The sequence below is a fragment of the Marisediminicola sp. LYQ134 genome, assembly GCF_046599635.1.
In the GTDB taxonomy this organism is placed as follows: Bacteria; Actinomycetota; Actinomycetes; order Actinomycetales; family Microbacteriaceae; genus Marisediminicola.
Map to the genome: position 1 here is coordinate 1,271,705 of NZ_JBKIWP010000001.1, position 24,093 is coordinate 1,295,797.

At 68.6% G+C, this 24,093-nt stretch carries 27 protein-coding genes; 8 read left to right on the forward strand and 19 right to left on the reverse strand.

Annotated features, from left to right (window positions below; genetic code table 11):
- Positions 1 to 67: 67 nt before the first annotated feature.
- The 3 genes from dapA to thyX form a co-directional block, all read right to left on the reverse strand.
- Positions 68 to 1,045 (reverse strand): 4-hydroxy-tetrahydrodipicolinate synthase, encoded by a 978-nt coding sequence (gene dapA, locus ACLHIH_RS06095; RefSeq protein ID WP_411315801.1) that lies wholly within the window; start codon positions 1,043 to 1,045, stop codon positions 68 to 70.
- Between the two features lie 145 nt (positions 1,046 to 1,190).
- Positions 1,191 to 1,646, reverse strand: coding sequence for an endonuclease domain-containing protein (locus ACLHIH_RS06100; RefSeq protein WP_411315802.1), 456 nt, complete (start codon positions 1,644 to 1,646; stop codon positions 1,191 to 1,193).
- A gap of 285 nt (positions 1,647 to 1,931) precedes the next feature.
- The gene (gene thyX / locus ACLHIH_RS06105) at positions 1,932 to 2,630 is read right to left on the reverse strand and encodes an FAD-dependent thymidylate synthase (RefSeq protein ID WP_411316330.1); all 699 of its coding nucleotides are present in this window, start codon (positions 2,628 to 2,630) and stop codon (positions 1,932 to 1,934) included.
- Positions 2,631 to 2,790: 160 nt separating this feature from the next.
- Here thyX and ACLHIH_RS06110 point away from each other — a divergent pair, with 160 nt between their 5' ends.
- A complete protein-coding gene (locus ACLHIH_RS06110) occupies positions 2,791 to 3,717 on the forward strand; it encodes a TIGR01777 family oxidoreductase (protein WP_411315803.1) in 927 nt (308 codons plus the stop codon).
- 3 nt (positions 3,718 to 3,720) lie between these two features.
- On the opposite strand, the gene ACLHIH_RS06115 is transcribed toward ACLHIH_RS06110, so the two are convergent.
- Together ACLHIH_RS06115 and dapB are read right to left on the reverse strand one after the other, a co-directional pair.
- Entirely contained in the window at positions 3,721 to 4,137 is a 417-nt protein-coding gene (locus tag ACLHIH_RS06115) for a hypothetical protein (protein ID WP_411315804.1), read from the reverse strand.
- 23 nt (positions 4,138 to 4,160) lie between these two features.
- Positions 4,161 to 4,901, reverse strand: coding sequence for a 4-hydroxy-tetrahydrodipicolinate reductase (dapB, locus tag ACLHIH_RS06120; RefSeq protein WP_411315805.1), 741 nt, complete (start codon positions 4,899 to 4,901; stop codon positions 4,161 to 4,163).
- A 61-nt stretch (positions 4,902 to 4,962) separates the two neighbouring features.
- Between dapB and ACLHIH_RS06125 the strand changes: the two genes are divergently transcribed.
- Entirely contained in the window at positions 4,963 to 5,463 is a 501-nt protein-coding gene (locus ACLHIH_RS06125) for a GNAT family N-acetyltransferase (RefSeq protein WP_411315806.1), read from the forward strand.
- A 48-nt stretch (positions 5,464 to 5,511) separates the two neighbouring features.
- Here the strand turns inward: ACLHIH_RS06125 and ACLHIH_RS06130 are convergent, their stop codons facing one another.
- Together ACLHIH_RS06130 and ACLHIH_RS06135 are read right to left on the reverse strand one after the other, a co-directional pair.
- Entirely contained in the window at positions 5,512 to 6,114 is a 603-nt protein-coding gene (locus ACLHIH_RS06130; RefSeq protein ID WP_411315807.1) for a histidine phosphatase family protein, read from the reverse strand.
- 6 nt (positions 6,115 to 6,120) lie between these two features.
- Positions 6,121 to 7,467, reverse strand: coding sequence for a M16 family metallopeptidase (locus ACLHIH_RS06135; RefSeq protein WP_411315808.1), 1,347 nt, complete (start codon positions 7,465 to 7,467; stop codon positions 6,121 to 6,123).
- A gap of 248 nt (positions 7,468 to 7,715) precedes the next feature.
- Between ACLHIH_RS06135 and ACLHIH_RS06140 the strand changes: the two genes are divergently transcribed.
- Positions 7,716 to 8,348 carry a TetR/AcrR family transcriptional regulator gene (locus ACLHIH_RS06140; protein WP_411315809.1) on the forward strand — a complete coding sequence of 211 codons (633 nt, stop codon included), beginning with the start codon at positions 7,716 to 7,718 and terminating at the stop codon, positions 8,346 to 8,348.
- A gap of 43 nt (positions 8,349 to 8,391) precedes the next feature.
- On the opposite strand, the gene ACLHIH_RS06145 is transcribed toward ACLHIH_RS06140, so the two are convergent.
- A complete protein-coding gene (locus tag ACLHIH_RS06145) occupies positions 8,392 to 9,450 on the reverse strand; it encodes an aldo/keto reductase (RefSeq protein ID WP_411315811.1) in 1,059 nt (352 codons plus the stop codon).
- A gap of 148 nt (positions 9,451 to 9,598) precedes the next feature.
- Entirely contained in the window at positions 9,599 to 10,603 is a 1,005-nt protein-coding gene (locus tag ACLHIH_RS06150; protein WP_411315812.1) for an aldo/keto reductase, read from the reverse strand.
- A gap of 468 nt (positions 10,604 to 11,071) precedes the next feature.
- On the opposite strand from ACLHIH_RS06150, the gene ACLHIH_RS06155 reads away from it, so the two are divergent.
- Complete coding sequence (locus tag ACLHIH_RS06155; protein WP_411315813.1) at positions 11,072 to 12,769, forward strand: long-chain-fatty-acid--CoA ligase; 1,698 nt, start codon at positions 11,072 to 11,074, stop codon at positions 12,767 to 12,769.
- Here ACLHIH_RS06155 and ACLHIH_RS06160 read toward each other — a convergent pair whose 3' ends face one another.
- The 7 genes from ACLHIH_RS06160 to ACLHIH_RS06190 form a co-directional block, all read right to left on the reverse strand.
- Positions 12,770 to 13,501 carry a glutamine amidotransferase gene (locus tag ACLHIH_RS06160; RefSeq protein WP_411315815.1) on the reverse strand — a complete coding sequence of 244 codons (732 nt, stop codon included), beginning with the start codon at positions 13,499 to 13,501 and terminating at the stop codon, positions 12,770 to 12,772.
- Positions 13,502 to 13,684: 183 nt separating this feature from the next.
- The gene (locus ACLHIH_RS06165; RefSeq protein WP_411315817.1) at positions 13,685 to 15,958 is read right to left on the reverse strand and encodes a polyribonucleotide nucleotidyltransferase; all 2,274 of its coding nucleotides are present in this window, start codon (positions 15,956 to 15,958) and stop codon (positions 13,685 to 13,687) included.
- A gap of 388 nt (positions 15,959 to 16,346) precedes the next feature.
- Positions 16,347 to 17,120, reverse strand: a complete 774-nt coding sequence (locus ACLHIH_RS06170) for a fructosamine kinase family protein (RefSeq protein ID WP_411315819.1) — start codon at positions 17,118 to 17,120, stop codon at positions 16,347 to 16,349.
- Between the two features lie 14 nt (positions 17,121 to 17,134).
- Positions 17,135 to 17,626, reverse strand: coding sequence for a VanZ family protein (locus ACLHIH_RS06175; protein ID WP_411315820.1), 492 nt, complete (start codon positions 17,624 to 17,626; stop codon positions 17,135 to 17,137).
- A 57-nt stretch (positions 17,627 to 17,683) separates the two neighbouring features.
- Positions 17,684 to 17,878 carry a hypothetical protein gene (locus tag ACLHIH_RS06180; protein ID WP_411315821.1) on the reverse strand — a complete coding sequence of 65 codons (195 nt, stop codon included), beginning with the start codon at positions 17,876 to 17,878 and terminating at the stop codon, positions 17,684 to 17,686.
- Between the two features lie 84 nt (positions 17,879 to 17,962).
- Positions 17,963 to 18,790 (reverse strand): aldo/keto reductase, encoded by an 828-nt coding sequence (locus tag ACLHIH_RS06185; RefSeq protein ID WP_411315822.1) that lies wholly within the window; start codon positions 18,788 to 18,790, stop codon positions 17,963 to 17,965.
- An 11-nt stretch (positions 18,791 to 18,801) separates the two neighbouring features.
- The gene (locus ACLHIH_RS06190) at positions 18,802 to 19,632 is read right to left on the reverse strand and encodes an aldo/keto reductase (RefSeq protein WP_411315823.1); all 831 of its coding nucleotides are present in this window, start codon (positions 19,630 to 19,632) and stop codon (positions 18,802 to 18,804) included.
- Between the two features lie 76 nt (positions 19,633 to 19,708).
- Here ACLHIH_RS06190 and ACLHIH_RS06195 point away from each other — a divergent pair, with 76 nt between their 5' ends.
- Genes ACLHIH_RS06195 through ACLHIH_RS06205 form a run of 3 tightly spaced genes read left to right on the forward strand, consistent with a single transcriptional unit; the run spans position 19,709 to position 21,401 of the window.
- Positions 19,709 to 20,284, forward strand: coding sequence for an HdeD family acid-resistance protein (locus ACLHIH_RS06195; RefSeq protein ID WP_411315824.1), 576 nt, complete (start codon positions 19,709 to 19,711; stop codon positions 20,282 to 20,284).
- Positions 20,281 to 20,691, forward strand: a complete 411-nt coding sequence (locus ACLHIH_RS06200) for a DUF5684 domain-containing protein (protein ID WP_411315825.1) — start codon at positions 20,281 to 20,283, stop codon at positions 20,689 to 20,691. Before ACLHIH_RS06195 ends, ACLHIH_RS06200 begins: the two co-directional genes overlap by 4 nt.
- Entirely contained in the window at positions 20,688 to 21,401 is a 714-nt protein-coding gene (locus tag ACLHIH_RS06205) for a CDP-alcohol phosphatidyltransferase family protein (protein WP_411315826.1), read from the forward strand. The genes ACLHIH_RS06200 and ACLHIH_RS06205 overlap by 4 nt, the downstream gene beginning before the upstream one ends.
- A gap of 71 nt (positions 21,402 to 21,472) precedes the next feature.
- Here ACLHIH_RS06205 and rpsO read toward each other — a convergent pair whose 3' ends face one another.
- The 3 genes from rpsO to ACLHIH_RS06220 all read right to left on the reverse strand — a co-directional run bounded on the left by rpsO (position 21,473) and on the right by ACLHIH_RS06220 (position 22,700).
- On the reverse strand, positions 21,473 to 21,742 hold the full coding sequence (gene rpsO, locus ACLHIH_RS06210; RefSeq protein ID WP_411315827.1) for a 30S ribosomal protein S15: 270 nt from the start codon (positions 21,740 to 21,742) through the stop codon (positions 21,473 to 21,475).
- Positions 21,743 to 21,848: 106 nt separating this feature from the next.
- Positions 21,849 to 22,385, reverse strand: a complete 537-nt coding sequence (locus ACLHIH_RS06215) for a DinB family protein (RefSeq protein WP_411315828.1) — start codon at positions 22,383 to 22,385, stop codon at positions 21,849 to 21,851.
- 27 nt (positions 22,386 to 22,412) lie between these two features.
- Complete coding sequence (locus ACLHIH_RS06220; RefSeq protein ID WP_411315829.1) at positions 22,413 to 22,700, reverse strand: Fe-S cluster assembly protein HesB; 288 nt, start codon at positions 22,698 to 22,700, stop codon at positions 22,413 to 22,415.
- 186 nt (positions 22,701 to 22,886) lie between these two features.
- On the opposite strand from ACLHIH_RS06220, the gene ACLHIH_RS06225 reads away from it, so the two are divergent.
- Positions 22,887 to 24,014 (forward strand): hypothetical protein, encoded by a 1,128-nt coding sequence (locus ACLHIH_RS06225; protein WP_411315830.1) that lies wholly within the window; start codon positions 22,887 to 22,889, stop codon positions 24,012 to 24,014.
- Positions 24,015 to 24,093: the final 79 nt, after the last annotated feature.

Genomic DNA, 24,093 nt, shown 5'->3' on the forward strand with positions numbered 1-24,093 from the left:
GCGACCACGCTATCCCGGGGTCAGACGTGAGCCCGGAGCGACACCCGTGAGACCGGGCGTCAGGGCCTCAGCGCGTCGTGCCGGCGATCTTCGGGAGCGCCCCACCCGCGGCCGCGTTGCGGTCGGGGCGGAAGTTGCTGAGGTCGAGGCCGGGGATCGCGCCCACGAGGGCGATCTCGTCTTCGATCTGCGCCGCCTCGAAGTCTTCGGGCCCCACGAGGGGCAGTCGAACGCGCGGACTCGAGATGCGGCCGAGCCCGTGCAGGATGTACTTCGCCGCGACCGTGCCGGGCACGTGAGTCATGACCGCGCGAACGAGAGGCTCGAGGGCCTGGTGCGCAGCCGTGGCGGCGGTCAGGTCGCCCGCGTTCACGGCGTCGACGATCACGCGGTAGGGCGCCGCCGCGATGTTCGCCGTCACCCCGATGAGACCCGAGGCCCCGATCGACAGGTGCGGGAGCACGTTGGCGTCGTCGCCCGAGAAATAGAGCAGGTCGGTCTGGTTCAGCACGCGACTGACCTCGCTGAAATCACCCTTCGCATCTTTGATGGCGCGGATGTTGGGGTGCTTCGCCGCCCGCAGAATCGTCTCGTAGCGGATGGGAACGCCCGTGCGCCCGGGGATGTCGTACAGGATGACGGGGAGGTCGGCGGCATCCGCGATCATCCGGAAGTGGGTGAGGATTCCCGACTGCGTGGGCTTGTTGTAGTACGGCGTGACGATCATGTTCGCGTCGGCGCCGGCCTTCTCGCTCTGGCGCGCGAGCTGCATCGCGTGAGCGGTCTCATTCGAGCCACCGCCCGTAATGATCTTGGCGCGGCCATCGGCGACCGACTTGCCGACCTCCACGAGGCGGATCTTCTCGGGGTCGGTGAGGGTCGACGTCTCCCCCGTCGTGCCCGTGACGACGATGCCGTCGGCCCCCGCGCTGATGACGTCGTCGATGTGCTTCTCGACTCCGGGCCAATCGACTTCACCGTCGGCCGTGAACGGCGTGACGAGGGCGACGAGCACTTGGCCGAAGGGGTTCTCACGATGTGACACGCCTCCAGGGTATCGGGTGCGGGCTGGGCGGGCGCGGGCGCTCCGGCGCTCCGGCGCTCGGGCGCTCGGAGCGCGAGTGCGGGCCTGGAGTAGGAGTTGCGGTCGACACGCCGCACCGGCGTGCCCGACCAGCGCGTGTCGCGCTTCACGTCCTCCTCGCAGCACGGGGGGAGGCTCCGCGCGCCACGTGCTCGCCCCGCGCGACGACGGCCAGCACCGCGGACTCGACGGACCCCCAGTCGTTGAGCACGTGCGAGTAGTCGAACCGAAGCGCGACGAATCCGAGCCCCGCGGCCACCGCGTCCCGGCCGAGGTCACGAAGCCTCTGTTCACGGCTGCCGTGGTGCGCGTCACTGTCGATCTCGACGATCAGTCGGTCGCCGATGACGAAGTCGACCCGACCGACACCCGGAACGGTGACCTGCGGCCGTGCATCGACGCCGAGCAGCGCCATCCCGAATCGGAACAGCGACTCGCTGCCGGACTCGGCATCGGATCTGAGCTCGCGCGCGATCGATCGCCACTCCGTCGAAACACGCAGTGCCGTGGCCGAGACGTCGTCGCGCGACGCGTGCGTGCGGTGGAGCGCCGACTCGAGCACCGCAACCGCCAGGTCTCGAGGAACGCACCGCATGACGTCGGCGAGCGCCTCGCGCCAGGGCGCGCATCCGTCGGTCCCGGCGAGGGGCGATCGCTCGTCCAGTGCACGACGAGCTCTCGCGCACCGGTATCGAGCGGCCCACCCGTGACCGGATCACGCACGTGACGATCGGTCGGCTGCAGCCGCAGTGGAGGCTCACTCGCCTGCGCGTCGCTCGGAGACTCCTACCCGCCGCACATCCGGCCGGAGTGGACGAGCTGCGCCAGGCACCCCCGCCGAGCCGGCCTACGGGGCGACGCGGCCGTTCTCGTTGAAGGTCTCGTAGGTGAGCGGCATGAGCTCGGCGAACGACTGCTCCATGTGCTCGGCGACCATCTCGATCTCGCGCTGCGGAAAAGACGGGAAGTGCGTCCCCTCGCGCTTGGTGCGCAGCGAGAGGAAGTTCATGAGCGAGCGGGCGTTCATCGTCACGTACATCGACGAGAAGATGTTGAGCGGGAGCACGATGCGCGCGACCTCGCGAGCGACCCCGGCGTCGAGCATCCGCTGGTACGACGCGAAAGCCTCGGTCGACATGCGGCGGGTCTCCGCCTCGACGAGCGCGGTCTGCTCGGGGGTACCGGGCAGGAACTCGTAAGCCCCCGCCTTGCCGACCTGCACGAGATTGCGGTCGGCGCCGGGCACGTAGAAGACGGGGCCGAGCTCGCGGTAACGACCCGACTCCTCGTTGTACGACGCGATGCGGTGGCGCATGAACTCGCGGAACACGAAGATCGGCGCCTGCACGTAGAACGTCATCGAGTTGTGCTCGAAAGGCGAACCGTGGCGGTCGCGCATGAGGTAGTTGATGAGGCCCTTGCTGCGGGACGTGTCGACGTGGTCGTCACGCGCGGCGTCGAGGGTCTTCTCCCCCTGGGTCGACACGCGAGCGGCGAAGAGCACGTCGGCGTCGCTCGCGTTCGAGCGGACGAGCTCGACCGTCATGTCGGAACGGAACACCATCTCGGGCGACTTCTTCTCGGGCGACTTCTTCTCAGGCTCAGGCACGACATCACGATACCGGCGACGGATGACTCGTGCGCCCCTGCCTCGCCGGCCCGCCCAGCCTCGAACCCTAAGCTGAAGTCCCAACGAAGGGCACGACATGACCGCGACCACACCAGCGTCGAACAGCGCCCCGCTCACGATCCTCGTGGCGGGCGCATCCGGACTCATCGGCACCGAGCTCGTCACCCAGTTGCGGGCCGACGGCCACGAGGTGCGCACGCTCGTGCGTCGCGAGGCGACAGCACCGGGCGAATTCACGTGGTCACCGCGCGCGGGCACGATCGCCCCGGGCGCCCTCGACTCCGTCGACGCGGTCATCAGCCTCTCGGGCGCCTCCCTCGGGCGCATCCCCTGGACGCGGGACTATCGCGCAGCCATCCTCGAATCCCGAGTGCTCACGACCTCCACCCTCGCGACCGCGATAGCCCGGTCGACGCAACCTCCGTCGGTGTTCCTCTCGGCGTCGGCCGTGGGCATCTACGGCGATCGCCCCGGTGAGCTGCTCACCGAGGAGTCGACCCGTGGCCGCGGTTTTCTCGCGGACGTCGTGGAGCAGTGGGAGTCCGCGGCGCAGATCGCGGCGGCCGCGACTCGCGTGGTGACCTTCCGCACCGGTTTCGTCATCGGCGACGGCGGGGGCATGAAACCCCTCCTGCTCCTCACGAAGTTCGGTCTCGGGTCTCGCATCGCGTCGGGCGCGCAGAATCTGCCGTGGATCAGCCTCCACGACGAAGCCGCAGCCATCCGACACCTGCTCACCTCGGAGATCGAGGGGGCGGTCAACCTCGTGGGTCCCGTGCCGTCGACGTTCGAGATGATGACGCGCGCACTCGCCCGGCGGTTGCGCCGGCCGCACCTCTTCGTGCTCCCCCGCTTCGTGATCTCGACCGTCATGGGCGAGGCCGGGCGCCAGCTCCTTCTCGTGAGTCAACGGGCCGTGCCCCAGAGACTCACCGACGACGGCTTCGTGTTCCGTCACCAGACCGTCGCGGCGGCCATCGACGCCCTCGTGTCGAAGAGGTAGCGGCTAGCGTGACGAGCGCTCGACGGCGATCGCGCGTCGGATGGCCCCGCGGGCACGGCGGCGATCACCGCACGCGTCGTAGGAGAGTCCGAGCCTGAACCACGTCATCCAGTCATCCGGTGCCGCCTCGACCGCTGCCTTGTAGCGCGGGAACTCCGCCTCGGCCGCGCTCCGAACGGGCCGACCGCTCGGCCGACGGGGCACGTCGGCCGCCGGGATGTCGCCTTCCGCGTCGACGAGCGACCCGAGACGCTGACTGCGGATGCCGAAGAGTATCTCGGCGACGAGGGCCCACGCACCGAGAAGGGGCAGCACGAGCAGCGCGACCCCGATCCCCCGAGACACGGGTTCGTCGACGATGAGCAACCGCACCGCGAGTTGCGCGACGACGACGAGGTAGAGCCCGAGGAGAGCGGTCATGACGACCGCTCCGGCGAGACCTCTCACGGCGCCGGGTTGAGGTCGATGAGTTTGTCGAGCCCGACGGTCACGCCGCGCGCGGTGCGCGCGGCACGCAGTGCGAGGAGGATCCCCGCCTCGTAGGAACTCGGGGCGAGGGTCTCGTGCCGGAGCGTCAGCACTTCGCCGTTCCCCCCGAAGATCACGTCTTGCCGAGCGACGACGCCGTGCATGCGCAAGCTGTGGATGGGGATGCTCGACACCTGCTGGCCTCGGGCGCGCTGATCGGTGTGCGGCGCGGCGACGGGGCCGAGCTCTGCCCGCGACATGCCCATGAGCTCGGCGGTGCGCACGGCCGTGCCCGACGGCGAGTCGATCTTGGACGAGTGGTGGCCCTCGACGATCTCGATGGAGTCGTAGAAGCGCGCCGCCATGGTCGCGAAGGTCGTCGCGAGCACCGAGCCGATCGAGAAGTTGGGGATGATGACGACACCGACCGCGAGCGTGCCGGTGATGCGGTTCTCGAGGGAGACGATCCGCTCGCTCGTCCACCCGCTCGTGCCGACGAGCACGTTGATGCCGTGGGCGACCGCGAACTCGACGACACCCGGGCTCACCCCGGGGAGGGTCACGTCGACCGCGACGTCCGCCCCGAGCATGTCGGTCAGTTCGGCCTGGGAATCGAGTTCGGCGACGAGTTCGAAGTCGTCCGCCGAGCGCACGATCTGCGAGACGAGTTGGCCGAGTTTGCCTGTCGCGCCGACGACGGCGACTTTCGTTGTCATCCGGTCAATCTACCGGGCGGTGCTCGACGTCGACGGAGAGCGAGCACCCTAGGGTTGGAGGATGGTCAGTTTCCGCACCGCATCGGTGGCAGATGACGCGGCCCTCGCGTTGCTCACCGAGTATTTCTCGAGCAGAGCCGAGTCGTTCCCCGCCGATCTCGGAACGTACAACACCGTGTTCCCGTCGCCAGACGATTTCACTCCCCCGCACGGCGTGTTCCTCATCGTCGAGGGTGAGGACCTCGCGGGCGAGGCTGCGGATGTCGGGTGCGGCGGCATCCGTCTGCTGCAGCACGGTGCCGGGGTGACGCGCTTCGAGGTCAAGCACCTGTGGGTTCAACCGCACGTGCGCGGGCGGGGCGTGGGCCGGCTCCTGCTCGACGAGCTCGAGGCGCGCGCGCGAGCCTTCGGGGCGAGCGAGATCGTGCTCGACACGAACGCGACGCTGCAGGCCGCGGGAGGTCTCTATCGCAGCAACGGCTACGTCGAGATCGCGGCGTACAACGACAACTCGAACGCGACCCACTGGTTCGCGAAGAACCTCACGACCGAACTCGAGTGACCCGACGTCGCACGTGCCATGGGCGCGGGCGATCAGGGAGGACTGGGATCAGAGGGACTGCGCGACGGGCAGGCCCGTGCGCATCTCGGCCGGCAAGTGGGCGAGGTCGTTGTGCGTGATGAGCTCGGGTGACTTCACCGACCGCACGCGGATGATCGTGAGCCCGCCGTTGGCCTGATTGGTTCCCATCCACCGCCACGCGGGGGCCTCGAACACCTCGCGCACGAACCACGCGATGACGAAATTGTGGGTGATGAGGAGGTCGTGGCGGTCTTCGCGCGACGGCGCGAGCCATTCGAGCGCGGCATCCGCCATTTGAGCTTGGCCCGCTTCGATCTGCGCCTCGGTCACCGAACCGAAGAACGGTTTGAAGGCGCTCGGCATGTCGGGCGTGGGCCCCGAGGGGATGCAGTCGAAGAGGAGCGCCGAGGGCTGGACGTCGAGGCTCGGAAGCGTCGACTGGAAGATCTGCGCGGTCTCGGTCGCCCCGTCGAGCGGCGAGTGCCACGCGCCCGTGAAGGGAACGCCGCTCAAGCGCTGCGCTATCGCCTTCGCCTGGCGTTTGCCCCGCTCCGAGAGGGGACCGTCCGGCAGCCCGTGCTCGGCATCCTGCTGTTCACCGTGGCGGACGAGGTAGAGGAAGTGCGGCATCGGGGGTCACTCCCTCTCGGCGAAGCGATCGAGTGACGCCGCATCGATCGTGCCGACCGCGGCGACCGAGAGGGGTCGCGAGGCCAGATCGGCCGCGAGGCTCGCGACGGAGTCCGTCGTGACGAGGGAGAGTCGACGCAGCGACTCATCGAGGTCGACGAACTCCCCGAGCGTGATCTCGGCGCGCCCGAGCCGCGACATCCTCGTGTCGCTGTCTTCGAGGGCGAGAGCGGATGCCCCGCTCAATTGACCGACGGCCCGGTCGAGTTCGTCGCGGGAGATGCCTCCGCTCGCGAGCGTCTCGAGTTCGGTCATGACGACGTCGGAGACCTCTTCGAGCTTCGTCGGTGCGCAACCCGCGTAGATGCCGAAGAGTCCGGTATCGGAGTAGCTCGGTGAGAACGAGTAGACGGAGTAGGCGAGACCGCGCTTCTCGCGGACCTCCTGGAAGAGCCGCGACGACATCCCGCCCCCGAATGCGGAATTGAGAACGGCCATAGTCGAGCGGTCGGGGTGGGCCGAGGGCAGACCGACGACACCGAAGAGCACGTTCGCCTGCTCGACCGGTCGATCGACGATGACGAGCGGACTCCCCCGCTCGACCCGCTCGGCTCCCGCGGCGCGTCGCTCGACGGGAGCAGCCTCGAGAGTGAGCGACCACCCCGCCGAGGTGAGAGCCGACTCGACTCCGCGCACGAGCTCGTCGTGGTCGACGGCACCGGCGACGGTGATGACGAGGTCTTCCGCGCGATAGTTGGCGCGATAGTGCTCCCAGACCGCGTCTCTCGTCGCCTCTTCGATCGTGTCGGGAGTGCCGCCGATGGGGCGCCCGAGGGGGTGCTCGCCGAAGACCGCCTCGAACAATCGCTCGCTCGCGACATCCGCGGGGTCGTCGTCTGCCATGGCGAGCTCTTCGAGGATGACGCCGCGCTCGGTCTCGAACTCGTCGCGGTCGAGAACCGACGACGTCAGCATGTCGCCGATGACCTCGACGGCCATGGGGAGGTCGCGATCCTGCACCTTGGCGTAGTAGCAGGTGTATTCCTTGCCGGTCATCGCGTTGTGCTCGCCGCCGACCGCGTCGAAGCTCACCGCGATGTCGAGCGCGGAGCGGCTCGTCGTGCCCTTGAAGAGCAAGTGCTCGAGGAAGTGCGTCGATCCGTATGTCGCGGGGTCTTCGTCTCGCGAACCGACGGCGACCCAGAATCCGATCGTGGCGCTCCGCGCGCCGGGAACACGCTCACTGACGATGCGGACACCGCTGGGGAGCACGGTGCGGCGCACGAGGGAGTCTCCCGAGGCGGTGAAAGACAGGTCGGCGAGGCCGAGGGGGAATTGCACTGCGCCGTTCATCGGTCCGAGCCTACGGGAGGCGACCGACTCGCACTCGGTCCGCCTGATCGAGCCGTGAGAAAAAGAAGGGGACAAACAGAGTTGTCTGTCCCGTTTTATGCTAACGTATCCATCGCACCACCCGCCCCCCGACGTGGTGCGCAGCACCACCGCGAACGTGTTCGCAAACACCGGTCCCCGTTCCCCCGCGGGGCCCGGTGTGCTTCCTCAAGGCTGTTTGAGGACAACCTGTTTGAGGGAGCCACGCTGTGCCGGTCGTCGATTCGAATCCGACCGCGCAGCGTGCCCTCGACGGGACGGCCCCCGCAGACGCTCTCAATGTGCCGCACGGGCCGGGAGCCAAAAAACGAATCCTCGACACCGCGGACCGACTCTTCTACAGCGAGGGCATCCGCGCCGTCGGTATCGACAGGCTCATCAGCGAGTCCGCTGTCACGAAGGCGACGTTCTACAAGCACTACGGCTCGAAAGACACCGTCATCGCCGAATACCTTAGGGGGCGCCACGAGCGTATCCGCGAGACGGCGGCCTCTCTCCAGGCGATGCCTCCGGTCGAGCGCATCCGGGCCATCGCCGCGATGATCTCGACGCAGATCGGATCCCCGGATTTTCGGGGCTGCAGCTTTCTCAACGCGGCCGCCGAGTTTCCGGATCCCTCATCGACCGTGCGCCGGATCATCGAAGACCATCGCGATTGGTACAGCACCACACTCACCGACCTCGTTCGCGACGCCGGCCATCCGCTCCCCGGGGATGCCGCCGACGAACTGCTGCTCGCACGCGACGGCGCGATGAGCGGGGGCTACGCGGGAGACGCGATCGCCGCGTCGGCCGCCCTCGTTCGCAACGTCGAGCGCGTGCTCGCCGACATCCCCGACTGACCCGTCGCCACCGCGGGATCGCTCCGCGGGGTTCGGCGACCGGCTACCTCGACGCTCCGTCGAGCAGCGCCACCTGGTGGCGCGTGAGCTGCACGGACGATGCCGCCATGAGATCGGCGATCTGATCGGGGCTGCTCGCGCTCGCGACCGGTGCGACGACGAGGGGTTTGCTGAGCAACCACGCGATCGCGATGGTCGCCGCGGCGACGTGATGCTCGCGCGCGACCGCCTCGAGTGCCGCGACTGTTCTCAGCCCCCGCTTGCTCAGATACCTCGAGATGTCTCCCTGCCGGCGTGATCGCGCCACGTCGCCCCGCGTGCGGTATTTGCCCGAGAGGAAGCCGCTCGCGAGGGCGAATCTCGGCATGACGCCGAGACCCAGGTGCCCCGCGAGTCTCGCGACGGTGCCCTCGTAGTCGGATCGGTGCAGGAGGTTGTACCTCGTCTGCACGGCGGCGACGGGGGCGACTCCCATCTGGGCCGTGATGACCCGCGCCTCGATGAGCCTGTTGCTCGAGTGGTCGGACAGCCCGAAGTGCCGCACTTTGCCCGCCGTGACGAGCGCGTCGACGGCGAGGAGGGTCTCCTCGAACGCGACCGTACTGTCGTCGGTGTGCAGGTAGAGGAGGTCGATGTGGTCGCACCGCAGTCGTTCGAGGGACGCCGTGACCGATCGGGTGATCGCCTCTTGCGTCACACCGGGATTGTCGGCGCTCTTGCCGACCTTGGTCGCCAGGACGATGTCGTCGCGATTGCGCCGACGTCGCATCCAGTTGCCGATCATGATCTCGCTGCGACCCGCGGCGTAGGAGTCGGCCGTGTCGATGAAGTTGCCGCCGAAATCACGGTAGGCGTCGAGGATGCCTCCCGTGGATTCGTCGTCGGCCGTCCAGCCGAACACGTTGCCGCTCAGGGCGAGGGGGTAGACGACGAGGTCGGTCGACCCGATGGTGCGACGCCGGAGAACGATGGGACCGGTCGCAGGAGGAGGACCGGGCGTCGGGATGACGGTGCGCGCCGCGATCACCGCGCGGTCACGGAGCCCGGCATCCGCCGCGCGACGGCGCGCGAGCGGGAGGGCCGGGGGCGGTGCGTTGGTCATTCCGGGTTCCTGAGCTCGATGTTCGGGTGAAGGCACCGCGCCGGCGGCCCTATCGTGGTCGACATTACGGGAGCGGCAGGGCCGCGCTCGGCAGGAGGCTCAATCGTTATGCGCGTGTCGACCGAACCGTTCGCGGCCCGGCCGATGGTCAGGCCGAGGCGCGATCGAGGCGACGTCGGTGGTGTCGCGTGAGGTCGACGGCGAGGGCGGATACGTGGCCATCGAGTTGAGCGAGATCCTTGGCTCTCACGACGGCGAACGTCATGTCCGCTGCCCCCACGACCCACGCGAGCGCGACGGCTCCCGCAGTCGTTCCGAGCTCGTCGGCGATCGACTCGACCTCCGAGAGCACCCTCTTGCCCTTGCGCCCGACGTGGTCGAGCGCGCCGACGAACATGGGCGAGTCGGGGAGGTCGGTGCGCGAACGGTACGCCCCCGTGAGGAAGCCGCCGGCGAGCGGCAGTCGCGCGAAACTGTCGAGAGCCCTCTCGCGCACGAGGGGTGCGAGGTGTGACTCGAACGGCTCGCGGCGCACGAGGCTGTATTCGCTGAACACCGCCTCGAACCCCGCGAGACCCGCGGCGCGCAGAGCGCCGTCGATCCGGTCGAATCGGGCGTCCGAGAGCGATGACGACGAGAACCGGCCGACACGGCCCTTCGACGCGAGCACGTGGGCGGCGTCGACGAGGTCGTCGACCGTGATGCCCGGGAGGTCTCCGTCGAACGACAGCACGTCGATCCGGTCGGTGCGCAAACGCACGAGACTCGCGTCGACGGCCGCGAGCAGGCTCGGCGCGTCGGTGACGGGGTAGTCCGGATGCTTGCCGACCTTCGTTGCGACCACGATCGACGAGCGGTCGGCGACCGTGTCGATCCAGTGCCCGATCATGATCTCGCTGCGGCCGCCCGCATAGTGGTCGGCCGTGCTCACGATGGAGCCGCCGGCTCGGGCGAATCCGTCGAGGACCTCTCCGGTCTGCTCGGCACCGGCGACCCAGCCGAAGATGCTCCCGTCGAGTGCGAGCGGGTAGCGCCCGGCGCGGCGCGACGGAGTCGTCGAGCCGCGCGTGAGGTCTCGCGTCACCGCGTCGGTGAGGGGCGCGATCGTCGTCGCGCGCGTGGGCTCGGCAGGCGCCGAAGGGATGGTCGTCATGCCGGTCTCCGATTTTCTCTTCGAACACTACGTACCGCGGATACAGCCCTGATAGGCATTGACACGGGGTCTACCGAGGCACAGTGATCCGAGTGATCAGACGCGAGCGTGAGCCCCGGGATCGCTCGCATACATCGTCAGCACGATCACGGCCGCAGCGGCCGAGATCAGGGCAGCGTGCACCCCGCGATCGACCGACCGCCGCACGCGCCCGTGCCCGCGGTGCCGAGCGCGCGTCGACCGACGCATCCGGTGTGCCCTGTGTCGCGCCATCCGTCGTCCCCCGTCGTCTGTCCACCGCCATTGGTTCCTCGAAGTGTGACGCTCGACCAGAGGATGAGAGTTGCGACACGCCTATCGCCCGCGGAATCCCGCTCGCGCCCGCACGCGCGTGTATGCGTCGGGCGATATATGGCCGGGTCTTCTTCACGGCCGAACCCGCACCGCGAGGCGGTAACGTCTTGACCCATGACCGCGCCGACCGCCACTCCCTGGACCTCGCAGTATGCCGACGGCGTGCCGCACCACATCGCCCCCGTCACCGAGACCCTCGTCGACGTCATCACCGACTCGACAACGCGCTACGCGAAGCGGCCGGCGCTCGAGTTCTTCGGTGCCGAGACGAGCTACGGTGAACTCGGCGAGCAGATCTCGCGAGCGGCAGAAGGCCTCCGCCGCGTCGGCGTGACCGCGGGAGACCGCGTCGCCCTCGTGCTCCCCAATTGCCCCCAGCACATCGTCGCGTTCTACGCGGTGCTGAGGCTCGGGGCCGTCGTCGTCGAGCACAACCCGCTCTACACCGATCGCGAGATGCGTCACCAGTTCGAAGACCACGGGGCGAAGATCGTGATCGCGTGGGACAAGGTCGCGGCTCGCCTGCAGACGCTCCCCGCCGACATCGCCTTCGACACCGTGATCTCGGTGGACCTCACGAGGTCGATGCCGTTCTCGATGCGCCTCAAGTTGCGTCTCCCTGTTCCGAAGGCTCGCGAGGCGCGATCCGCACTGACCGGCGCCGCCAAGGGGACGACCTCGTGGGAGACCCTCACGAGCGCACGCCAGCTGTCGAAGCGCCACCCCCGCCCCGCCGTCGACGACCTCGCGGTGCTGCAGTACACGAGTGGAACCACCGGGCACCCCAAGGGCGCCATGCTCACGCACGCCAACCTCGCGGCCAACGCCGCGCAGGGCCGGGCCTGGGTTCCGGGGCTCACCCCCGGCGAGGAGACGGTCTACGCCGTGCTCCCCATGTTCCACGCGTACGGCCTCACCCTGTGCGTCACCTTCGCCATGAGCATCGGTGCGCGGCTCGTGCTGTTCCCCCGCTTCGACGTGGACCTCGTTCTCACGGCGGCACGCAAGCATCCGCCGACGTTCCTGCCCGCGGTGCCGCCGATCTACGAGAGGCTCGCGGCAGCGGCGACAGAGAAGAAGGTCGACCTGCGCAGCGTGCGATTCTCGATCTCCGGTGCGATGACACTTCCCGTGACGACCGTCGACACCTGGGAGGCCGTCACCGGCGGCTACCTCGTGGAGGGATACGGCCTCACCGAGACCTCGCCCGTGGCCCTCGGCAACCCGATCGGCCCGACGAGGCGCCCCGGCACCGTGGGTGTGCCGTTTCCGAGCACGCTCATGCGCGTCGTCGACCCCGAGTCGCCGACCGATGATGTCACCCCGGGCGAGAAGGGCGAACTACTCCTCAAGGGTCCGCAGGTGTTCCAGGGATACTGGCGCCGGCCCGACGAGACCGGCGAGGTGCTTCTGCCCGGAGGCTGGTTCCGCACGGGCGACATCGTGACGGTCGACGGTGACGGCTTCGTCACGATCGTCGACCGCATCAAAGAACTCATCATCACGGGAGGCTTCAACGTCTCGCCGTCGGAGGTCGAGAGCACCGTGCGTCAAGCCCCGGGCGTGCGCGACGCCGCGGTCGTGGGCATCCCCCGTCCCGACGGGAGCGAGGATGTCGTCGCCGCAGTCGTGCTCGACGGCTCGAGCCCGCTCGACGAGAGTGCCGTTCGCGACCACTGCCGCGAGCACCTCGCGGCATACAAGGTTCCGAAGCGCGTCGTCGAACTCGACGAGTTGCCCACCTCGCTCATCGGCAAGGTGCTGCGCAAGAAGGTGCGCGACGGCCTCATCGACAGCGGCGCCGCGAGCTGATCAGCGGGCGTATCGCTCGACGAACGAGCGGACCAGACCGCTCGGGCCGTCGAACGGCGCACTCTCGATCGACTGGATGAGATCGTCCATCTCGTCGGGGGCGAAGTAGCCGTAGTCGCGGTACACACGGATGCGCTCGACGATGCCCGTGACGGTCAGTTCCGGATGGAACTGGGTCGCGTAGACGTTGCTCTTGATCCGGAACGCCTGGATCGGGCACGCCGTTCCCGTCGCGAGGAGCGTCGCTCCCGCCGGCAGCACCGCGCACGCCTCCTTGTGCCCGACGAACGCGTCGAACTGCGACCCGAGGCCGTCGAAGATGCCGTCGTCGAGACCGTCGGGGGTCACGGTCACGCGCGTGGGACCGACGGGCTCGGGCCACTGCCGGTCGACGGTGCCGTTCTGGTGCGTGCCGAGCAGACCGACGCCGTAGCAGGCCCCGAGGAAGGGGAAGTCGGTCGCGACGACGGTGTCGAGGAGCGCGTCGAGTTCGCGCTCGACGCGGCGCTGAACGGCGCTCTTCGACTCGACCGGGTCGCTCGCGTTGAACGGGCTCCCCCCGACGATGATCCCCGAATAGTCGTCGAGGTCGAGGTCGGGCAGCGGCCGCGACTCGAGGCGCACCCTCACGAGTTCGGGTGGCTCGAGGCCTCCCGCCTCGAGGAAGGCGGCGTATTCACCGTCGGCCGCGGCATCCTCGGCGCGAGTCGCGAGCAGCAGGAACGGTTTCACCGATTCAGGGTATCCCGGGCGCGCTGTGACTCCGGACGCAGAAGAGCCCGCCCCACCGAAGTGGAACGGGCTCATGCGCGGTCAATCCGGTCCGGACGCAGAAGAGCCCGCCCCACCGAAGTGGGACGGGCTCTTCCGTCTTACCGGAGCGCTGGCGAGCGGCCTCCGGCAGACCTGTGCGCTCTAGCTCTCCGACGAACCTGCGTCGGATGCCACGGGGGCGCCGTCGGTGTCGTCACCGGCGTTCTCCTCCATGACGGGAGCGAGCGAGAGCTTTCCGCGGTCGTCGACCTTGGTGATCTCGACCTGGATCTTCTGGCCGACACCGAGCACGTCTTCGACGTTCTCGACGCGCTTGCCACCGGCGAGTTTGCGCACCTCGCTGATGTGGAGCAGGCCGTCCTTGCCCGGGGTGAGCGACACGAACGCACCGAACGGCGCGATCTTGACGACGGTTCCGAGGAACCTCTCGCCGACCTCGGGGTTGAGCGGGTTCGCGATCGCGTTGACGGCGGCGCGAGCGGCGTCGGCCGACGGTCCGTCGACGGCACCGATGTAGACGGTTCCGTCGTCTTCGATCGAGATGTCGGCTCCCGTGTCGTCCTGGATCTGGTTGATCGTCTTGCCCTTGGGGCCGATGAGCTCACCGATCTTGTCGACGGGGATCTGCACCGAGATCACGCGGGGCGCGGTCGGGGCCATCTCGTCTGGAGCGTCGATCGCCGCGTTGAGCACCGCGAGGATGGCCGTGCGGGCCTCTTTCGCTTGCTTGAGCGCACCGTCGAGCACGGCCGAGGGGATGCCGTCGAGCTTCGTGTCGAGCTGGATGGCCGTGACGAACTCCGACGTGCCGGCGACCTTGAAGTCCATGTCACCGAGGGCGTCTTCCGCACCGAGGATGTCGGTGAGAGCCGCGTAGCGCGTCTGCCCGTCGACGACGTCGGTCACGAGACCCATCGCGATTCCGGCGACCGGGGCGCGCAGCGGCACACCGGCGTTGAGGAGCGAGAGGGTCGACGCGCACACGGAGCCCATCGACGTCGATCCGTTGGATCCGAGAGCCTCGGAGACCTGGCGGATGGCGTACGGGAACTCTTGGCGGTCGGGGAGAACCGGAACGAGGGCGCGCTCGGCGAGGAAGCCGTGCCCGATCTCGCGACGCTTCGGGCTGCCCACACGACCGGTCTCACCCGTCGAGTACGGCGGGAAGTTGTAGTGGTGCATGTAGCGCTTCTTGGTGACCGGCGCGAGGCTGTCGATCTGCTGCTCCATTTTGAGCATGTTGAGCGTCGTGACACCCAGGATCTGGGTCTCCCCGCGCTGGAAGATCGCCGAACCGTGAACGCGGGGGATGACCTGCACCTCGGCGTCGAGCGGTCGGATGTCGGCGAGGCCTCGGCCGTCCATGCGCACACCCTCGGTGAGGATGCGTCCGCGCACGACGGTCTTGGTGACCGACTTGTAGGCCGCGCTCACCATCGGGGGGATGTCTCCCCCGAGCTGGCCCGCTTCGACCTTCTCGAGGATCTGCGCCTTGACGCGCTCCTTGAGGGCGTCGTCGGCGTTCTGGCGCTCGGTCTTGGCGGCGATCTGGTAAATGCCTACGAGCTCGTCGTAGGCGAGCTCGGCGACCGCGTCGTAGGCGGCCTGCGTGTAGGGCAGGAAGACCGGGTAGTCGGCGACGGGCTTGGCCGACTGGGCGGCCATCTCCGACTGGGCCTTGATGAGCTGCGTGAGGAACGGCTTCGACGCCTCGAGTCCCTGAGCCACGATGGCTTCGTCGGGCTTCGTCGCTCCACCCTGGATGAGACCCCAGGCGTGCTCGGTCGCTTCGGCCTCGACCATCATGATCGCGACATCCTCGTTGCCCTGGTCGTCGGTGACGAGTCGGCCGGCGACCGTGAGGTCGAAGACGGCACGCTCGAGCTGCTCGAACGTCGGGAAGGCGACCCACTGGCCGTCGATGAGGGCGAGGCGGATGCCACCGATCGGGCCGCTGAACGGGAGACCCGAGATCTGCGTCGACGCCGATGCGGCGTTGATCGCGAGGGCGTCGTAGAACTCACCGGGAGCGATGCTCAGAACGGTGATGACGATCTGGACCTCGTTGCGGAGGCCGTCGACGAACGACGGGCGCAGCGGCCGGTCGATGAGACGGCACACGAGGATCGCCTCGGTCGAGGGACGCCCTTCGCGACGGAAGAACGATCCGGGGATCTTTCCTGCCGCGTAGGAGCGCTCTTCGACGTCGACCGTGAGCGGGAAGAAGTCGAAGTTGTCTTTCGGGTGCTTGCCCGCGCTCGTGGCGCTCAGCAGCATGGTGTCTTCGTCGAGGTACGCGGCGACCGCGCCCTGCGACTGCTGTGCGAGGCGACCGGTCTCGAACCGGACCGTCCTCGTGCCGAACTTGCCGTTGTCGAGAACGGCTTCGGCGAACTTGATTTCTGGACCCTCCATAGGGTTTTTCTCCTCTTTTTTGGCTGAGCCAATCTCCGCCCGGCCACTCGCGCTGGTCGCGAGCGGCACCGGGACGCACCGCTATCCCGTGTGGATGCGGCGGTGCAGGAGCAGGAGCGGGTTCGATGGCACGGTGCCCGCGGGGCGGACTCGTGCACGTGCGGCGACCCGAAGTGGTGCGCATGTCTGGCCAACAGTAGAAAGTCACTGGTCCGGAGGCCGCTCGACCCCACCCAGTAATTCACCACCGATGACCAGCGTCTTGCCGGCCTGCTCCGTGCGTCTCCGACCCGGCCTGGCCGCGTCGGAAGCTGTTGAGTTGTGCGATCACCTCGCGGTGACCACTCGAAAGACTACCAGCAGGGCGTGTCGCCCCGTCGGGCGCGACTCACCCTGCCGAGTCGAGCACTCTCCGCGCCGCGCTCACGAGGGCGACGCCATAGTGCTCGCCGTGGCCGGCGGCGTGCACGGCGAGCGGATGCAGTTGGTGCAGCGGAACGCGCTCGCGCCACCCCTCCCGGAGCGGCGCCTCGGCGTCATACCCCTCGATGATCGTCTCGAGGAACGGGCAACCGAAGAGGGCGAGCATCGCGAGGTCGGTCTCTCGATGGCCTCCGTGCGCTGCCGGGTCGATGAGCACGACGCCGTCGGCAGCCCACAGCACGTTGCCGCTCCAGAGGTCGCCGTGGAGCCGGGCCGGTGACTCGGTGACGTCGTCGAAGCGGCCGTCGGCGACGATGTCGCACGCGGCCCGCACGACGCGCTCGCCCTCGGCGTCGAGCGACCCCGCCGCGCGAGCGATCGACAGGAACGGCAGAACCCGATCCCGGGCGTAGAACCCGCCCCACGAGGCATCCGCGGCACTCGGCATCGCTCGCCGACCGATGTAGAGAGAGCCCGGATAGCCCGCCGGAGCCGCGCCGTAGGCGGGAGCCCCGGATGCGTGCGTGCGCGCGAGTGCGGCACCGAACCGCCGCGCGGCCTCGGCGGTCGGTCGCGTCTCGACGATGCGGTCGAGCTCGATGCTCTCTCGCGAGACCTCGACGACTCCGACGACGCGAGCGCCGGGAGCCTCGGCGAGCCACGCGAGCCCGGCCGCTTCGGCGGCGAAGAAGTCGTCGGGGGCGCCGGGGCGCCGCTTGACGAAGGTCGAGTCGATCACGTCGCGCGCCGGTGTCAGACGCGCGATCGAGCGCGGGTCTCGGGGCGGGCGGCCGCGCGTGCGGCGAGGCGCCCCGCCTCGGCCCGTCGCGCCCGCCGAGCGGCCGGAGTCGTGACGATGAGTACGAAGACGACGCCGACGACGGTGCCCGCGGAGTTCGCGATGATGTCGCTCACGTCGGACACCCTCGTCGGGAGGAACATCTGAACGAACTCGATAGAGCAGGTCAGGAGCACCCCCGCGGCGATCGCGAGGAGCCACAGGCGGCGCCCGAACAGGAGCAGGAAGAACATGCCGATGGGGATGAACATGCCCACGTTGGCCGTGAACTCGACGCGCTGGTAGGTGATCCAGTCGGTCTCCTCGTAGCGCGAGAAGACGGCGAGCGCGCGCCACAGGAGCGAGCTGTTGCCCGCGTCGAGGGGCTGCGGGCCGAGAGTCATCCACGCGACGAACCCGAGATACGCGAACGTCGCGAGGCTGAGGAGTGGGTGGCGGCGGAACATCCGATCAGCCTGGCAGGGCTATCTGTGGATGCGGTCCGCGCGACACACCCCGTGTCGTCATCGGTCGCCGCGGCTCCGGGTGAAGAGACGGCGCAGGATGATCGCGGCGATCCCGACGACGATGACGAGCACGACGACACGCACGAGGAAGAAGACGACGCCGAACACGGCGTCGAGGACGAACCACACGAGGAGAGCGAGCACGACGAGGCCGATCACTCCCCCGAGGGACCACTTCGTCGACGGGTTCATCGCGAACCGCCGATCGTCATCGCGGCGAATCCGGTGGAGGCGGAGCGTGTCACTGTCATCCGTCGATTCTGCCAGCACTCCCCGTCAGAACTCGTGATGACGGTCGGGGTTGCTCCACCACAACCGCCTGCCGGTCTCGAGCGCGGAGATCGCAGCGACCTCGTCGTCGTCGAGCGAGAAGGCGAAGAGGTCGAGGTTCTCCCTCTGCCGCTGCGGATTGCGCGACTTCGGGATCACGACGCTCCCGAGCTCGTGATGCCAACGCAGGACGGTCTGGGTGGGGGTCACCCCGTGCCGGGCGGCGATGTCGGTGATCACCGGATGATCGCGGAGCACGCGCCCTCGTCCGAGCGGGCTCCAACTCTCGGTGACGATGCCGTGCGCCGCGTGGTATTCCCGCTGGCCCCGCTGGGGCAGGTGCGGGTGCAGCTCGACCTGGTTGACCGCGGGCACCACACCGGTCTCGCGCTCGAGTCGGTCGAGGTGCGTCGGGGTGAAGTTGCTGACCCCGATCGACCGGATGAGGCCCTCGTCGCGCATCGCGATCATCGAGCGCCACGCCTCGACGTACCGGTCGATCCTCGGAAGAGGCCAGTGGATGAGGTAGAGGTCGATGCGGTCGAGGTCCAGGTTGGCGAGCGAGAGCTCGAGGCCGCGTCTCGCGGCATCCGCCCCGTGGTGTCGTCCGCGGAGCTTCGTCGTGACGACGACCTCGTCGCGAGGCACACCGGATGCGGCGAGCGCCTCCCCCACCTCGCGCTCGTTGCGGTAGCGCAGGGCGGTGTCGAGCAATCGGTAGCCGCCGCGCAGTGCCGAGACGATCGCCTGCACCCCCGCCTCGCGGCGCATGCCCGCCGTGCCGAGGCCGACGGCGGGAATGCGGTGCCCGTCGTTGAGTTCGAGGCTCGGCACCGGTGTCGAGATCAGAACTCCTCGTGGGTGTCGGGATCGCCGTCCCAGAGGCGGCCGGATTCGAACCCCGAGATCGTCGCCATCTGCCTGTCGTCGAGCTCGAACGAGAAGACGTCGACATTCTCGCGCTGCCGCGCGGCGTCGCCCGACTTCGGGATGGGCACGGCTCCGAGCTGGATGTGCCAGCGCAGCACGACGCGCGTGGGCGTGACCCCGAGGGCGTCGGCGATCGCGACGACGGCGGGCTCGGCCGTGAGCTCCTTGCGCCGCGCGAGCGGACTCCAGCTCTCCGTCACGATGCCGTGCTCGGCGTGGAACGCCCGGAGGTCGGCTTGCCCGAAACGCGGGTGAAGCTCGACCTGGTTGACGGCGGGGGTCACTCCCGTCTCCCCGACGATGCGTTCGAGGTGTGCCGGCGTGAAATTGCTCACCCCGATCGACCGCGCGAGCCCCTGCTCGCGCAACTCGACCATCGCGCGCCAGGAGTCGACGAACCTGTCGACGCTCGGGTTCGGCCAGTGGATGAGGTAGAGGTCGACGTAGTCGAGGCCCAGGTTGGCGCGCGACTCCTCGAAGCCCGCGAGGGTCTCGTCGAACCCGTGGTGGCGGCCCGGCAGTTTGGTCGTCACGAAGAGTTCGCCGCGATCGACGCTCGCGCGGCGCACCGCCTCGCCCACCTCGCGCTCGTTCTCGTAGTTGAGGGCCGTGTCGAGCAGGCGATAGCCCGACTCGATCGCCGAGACGACCGCCGCCGTGCCGTCGTCACCGCGCAGACCGTAGGTTCCGAGACCGATCGCGGGGATGGCGCGGCCGTCGTTGAGGTCAATCGTGGGTGCAGTCATCCCCCCAGCATGCCCCCAATGTCGCTCCGGCGCGGGGGCTGACCCGCTGCGGGGGTGAAGTGCGACAATGACTGCCATGTCGACGCCACAGAACCCCGCCCCCACTCTCCTCACCGGAGCGCCCCTCGGCATGCTCAAGGTGCATCGCGGTCAGCTCATCGCCGTCGCGATCATCGGCCTCATCCTCGGCATCATCGGGCTCATCTTCCCCGACGTGACCCTGCTCACCGTCGCGGTGCTCTTCGGCAGCTACCTCATCGCGTCGGGGATCTTCCGCATCACCGCGGCCCTCGTCGCCGATCACCTCACCGTGCCGCTCCGGTGGCTCACGGGGCTCCTCGGCCTCGTCGTCATCATCGCCGGCATCCTCGCCCTCGCGAATCCCTTCGACTCGCTCGTCGTTCTCGCCGTCGTCATCGGCTTCGGCTGGATCGCTGAGGGCATCGTCGACTTCATGTCGGCACTGCGGGGCGCGATCATCCCGCGCTGGCTCGGCTTCGTCAGCGGGATCATCGCGATCGGAGCGGGCATCGCGATGTTCGTCCTCCCCGCCGCGGGCATCACCTCCCTCGTGCTCATCGGGTCGGCTCTGCTCATCGCCGTGAGCGTCACGACCCTCCTCACCATCCCGCGCAAGGCGAAGGCTGCATGAACGACCTCTCCCAGTTCGACTCGTCGACCATCCTCACGTGGCAGGTCGTCTACGCCGTCGCACACTACGTCCTGTTCAGCGTCTTCCTCGGTTTCGTGATGCAGAAAGCGGGCTATCCGTATTGGACCGGCCTCGTGCCGGTGTACAACGTGTGGAGGCTCTTCGAACTGGGCGGAATGAAGGGCTGGTGGGCCCTGCTTCTGCTCGTGCCCCTCGTGAACATCATCGCGGTCATCGCGCTCATCATCGCCGCGTACGACGTCGGCAAGGGGTTCCAGAAGAGCGGGTACTTCGTGATCCTGCACATCTTCCTCCCCGTCGTGTGGGCCGCGTGGCTCGGCCTCGACAAATCGACCTGGCGACCGCAACCACGCCCCAAAGCCGCCCCGATCGATCCGAACGCGTGACCGAGGGCACCGGGCCGGACACGGACTCGAGCGAGGTGCTCGAGGCCCCGAGCAGAGAAGCGAGTGATCGTCTGCTCGCGCTCCTGCGTGACGGACGGGGGCGACCTCGCGCGGTGGCCGAGTTCGTGTGGCTCGCGACGGCACGATCCGTGCACCAGGCCAGACTCCACCCCCGCGCCCTCGCCGAGGCCACGCTCATCCACGCCGTCGCCGGGGCGATCGCGGGGCGCCGGGGCTTCGTCTGGATCGCGTCGAGCTGGGTCATGGCGGCGACGCACCTCGGGATGCTCGGCGACCGCTCCTCACTCGGTGTCCCCAACGCCCTCACCCTCGCGCGCGGCACGCTCCCCGCTCTCGACCACCGCTTGGGTGCCGCGCTTCCCGTGATCTCCCTCGCGACCGATTTCGCCGACGGCAAGCTCGCGCGAGCGACGGGCACCGTGACCCCGTTCGGCACTCAGGCGGACTTCCTCGCCGACACGGCGTTCTGGACCTGGTTCATCGTGAGGCACGAGCCGAGCCGCGTGCTCGCCGTCGCGACGTTCGCGGCCTGGGCGGCCCCCGTGATCGCCATCACGGTCGCGAGCATCGTCAAGGGCCGCATGCTCGACGCGCCGCGATCGGTGTGGTTCAGGCCCGCGGCGGCGATGGAGGTCGTGCTCGGCGCTCGAGCGGTGCTGCGCACCATCCGCTCGATCCGCTCCCGCTAGGCGACCTACCCGCCGGAAACGACAAACGGGCCGCCTCCCGAAGGAGACGGCCCGTTCAAGACTGGCGACGACTAGCGGCGCAGACCCACGCGCTCGATCAGCGAGCGGTAACGGTCGATGTCGATGTTCTGTAGGTAGCCCAGCAGACGGCGACGCTGTCCGACGAGCAGAAGCAGGCCACGACGCGAGTGGTGGTCGTGCTTGTGCTCTTTGAGGTGCTCGGTGAGGTCCTTGATTCGGCGGCTCAACATGGCCACCTGAACCTCGGGGGATCCGGTGTCACCCTCGTGGGTTGCGTACTCTTCGATGATCGCCTTCTTGATGCTGGCTTCAAGAGCCATAGACGGGATCCCCTTTCTGCTCGTTGCGCGGTGCCCTACCCGGAATGGGGGAGCTCTCTTTGTCCGCGGCCGTTGGACGGCAACCTTGAGATATTAGCAGACGACCTCACTCGACCGTGGAGCGGTGCGCGGTGACGTCGGCGAGGTGGTGGATCGGGTCGTGGAGGAAATAGATCCCGAGGGTCTCGACCGTGAAAACGCTGCCGTTCGACCGCGTGCCGACCCGGTCGAGCTGCTCGGGGCCGACGGCGCCGAAAGCCGACGCCGCCTCTTCTGCCGCCGCCACGAGCTCGACGGCGACGGTGGCCGGGTCCTGCTCGTGATATCTCTCGGCGACCGCCGTCGCATCCTGATCCCAGTTGGCGAAGACCGGGGCATCTTCGGCGAGGATGAGCGCCAAGCGCTCGCTCATCACGCGACACACATCACGCACGTGGGCGGCGTACTCGAGCGTCGACCACGTGGATGCGTCCGGTCGCACCGCGGCGTCGGTCGACCGCAGGAGAGCGGGCCACGCGGCGGCGTTCTCTCTCAGGAGCCGCGGCACGTGGGCGAAGGGCACGACGCTCGCGTCGAAACCGCACTCCGGACACCGCTCCGAGAGCACCCACGTCCAGTCTTTGTCGTCGGGCACTATCGTCACGATTCGCCTTTCCGTGTTGCGCCGGAGTCAGTCCTGCGTGCCGACGGAGAACTGCACCGAGCCCTCGTCGTCGACCTCGGCGTCGAGCACCGCGTCGGTGAGCACTTGGGCGGCCGCGACGTCGAGGAAGACGCGCGCGCCGTCGCTCTCGACGATCGTGTCGCCGTCCTCGGCGTCAGGTACGACCGAGATGTCGAAGTCGGTCGCGGTCTCCTGCTCGAGGCTGATGCGGAGGCCGGCGACCGTGGTCCCGGCGGTCTGCTCGGCGATGGCCTTGACGATCATGCTCGCGTTGTCAGTCAGTGTGAGGGGCATTGAGTGTCCTTGCGTGGGGTCGGAGATGTTCGGGGCCTCGGCGCTGTCGACGGACTCACGCGGTGATAGACGAGCGCGCCGTCGAATCGATCGCGCCGCCGAGGGAATCACCGAGTCTCCAGCACTTCGGCCTCGAGAGCAAACGGCACTCTCGCCACACGAGGGTCGGTGTTCTACCGTGGAACGATGATTCCTGTCGATCTACCTCAGCCCACAGAACTCATCACCCTCGCCGACGAGCGTCACCCGTCGAGCGTGACCGTCTATCTCCCCTCCTCCCCCGTATCGAGCGAGACGGCGGCGGTGAAACTGAGCCTCAAGAACGCGACGTCGACGGTGCGCAAAGCCCTCGTCGAGCGCGGTGCCGACGCCACCGAGGTCGCGTCGGTGATCGACCCGCTCGAGAGCCTCGACGACGACCTCGAGTTCTGGCAGAACCAGTCCCGATCGCTCGCAATCCTCGCGACGCCCGACCGATTCTCCGTCTTCCGGATAGCCAACCGCGTCGCCGAGAGAGTGGTCGTCGCCGACCGTCTCGACGTCGGTCCGTTGCTGCGCGCCGTCACCTTCGCGAACAGCGGTTTCGTGGTCACGGTGACGGCGAACCCCGCCGACGTGCGTCTCATCGAGCTCTCGGCCGAATCCCGCCCGCGTGAGCGCGCGCTCGAGCTCCCCGGCGACCTGTCGAGCGTTCTCGAGCACGCGGAGAATCATGGACAAGCCGACATGCCCCGCTCGCAAGGCACAACGGGTCAGAGGATCGAGCACCAGCGCTATTGCCGCATCATCGACGAAGCGGTCGGTCGGGTGATCGGCGCCACGACGACTCCCGTGATCCTCGCGGCATCCGACGACTTCGAGCCGGCCTACCGTGCCGTCTCGACGCTGCGATCGCTTCTGGCTCGCGGAATCGACGCCCACCCGTCATCGCTCTCGGCGAACGACATCGACGATCGGGCTCGCGGCATCCTCGACGCCCACTATGCCGGCGGGCTCGCCGAGTGGAACGAGGACTTCGGGTCGAGACGTGCCGGGGGGCGGGCCTCGAGCGACGTCGCCGAGCTCGCGCGCGCCGCGACCGCCGGTGCGATCGAGGAGATCCACTTCGACATGGACGCCGACGTGCGTGGAATGGTCGACGGGTCGGGTCTGCTGACCGAACCGGGCTCGGGCGACGACGTCTCGGGCACCTACAACGTCATCGACGAGATCGCGTCGCGGGCGCTCCGCTCCGGCGCGACGGTGCGCGCCGTGCGCGAGGCCGACCTCCCCGACGCCTCGCCCGTCGCGGCGACACTCCGCTTCCCGCTCTAGCGGGAGACCGCCCGCGTCGTATTCCGCGCGTATGTCGGTCGGGGAATACGGGGTGCGTGAGCGCGGCTGGCCGCCCAGG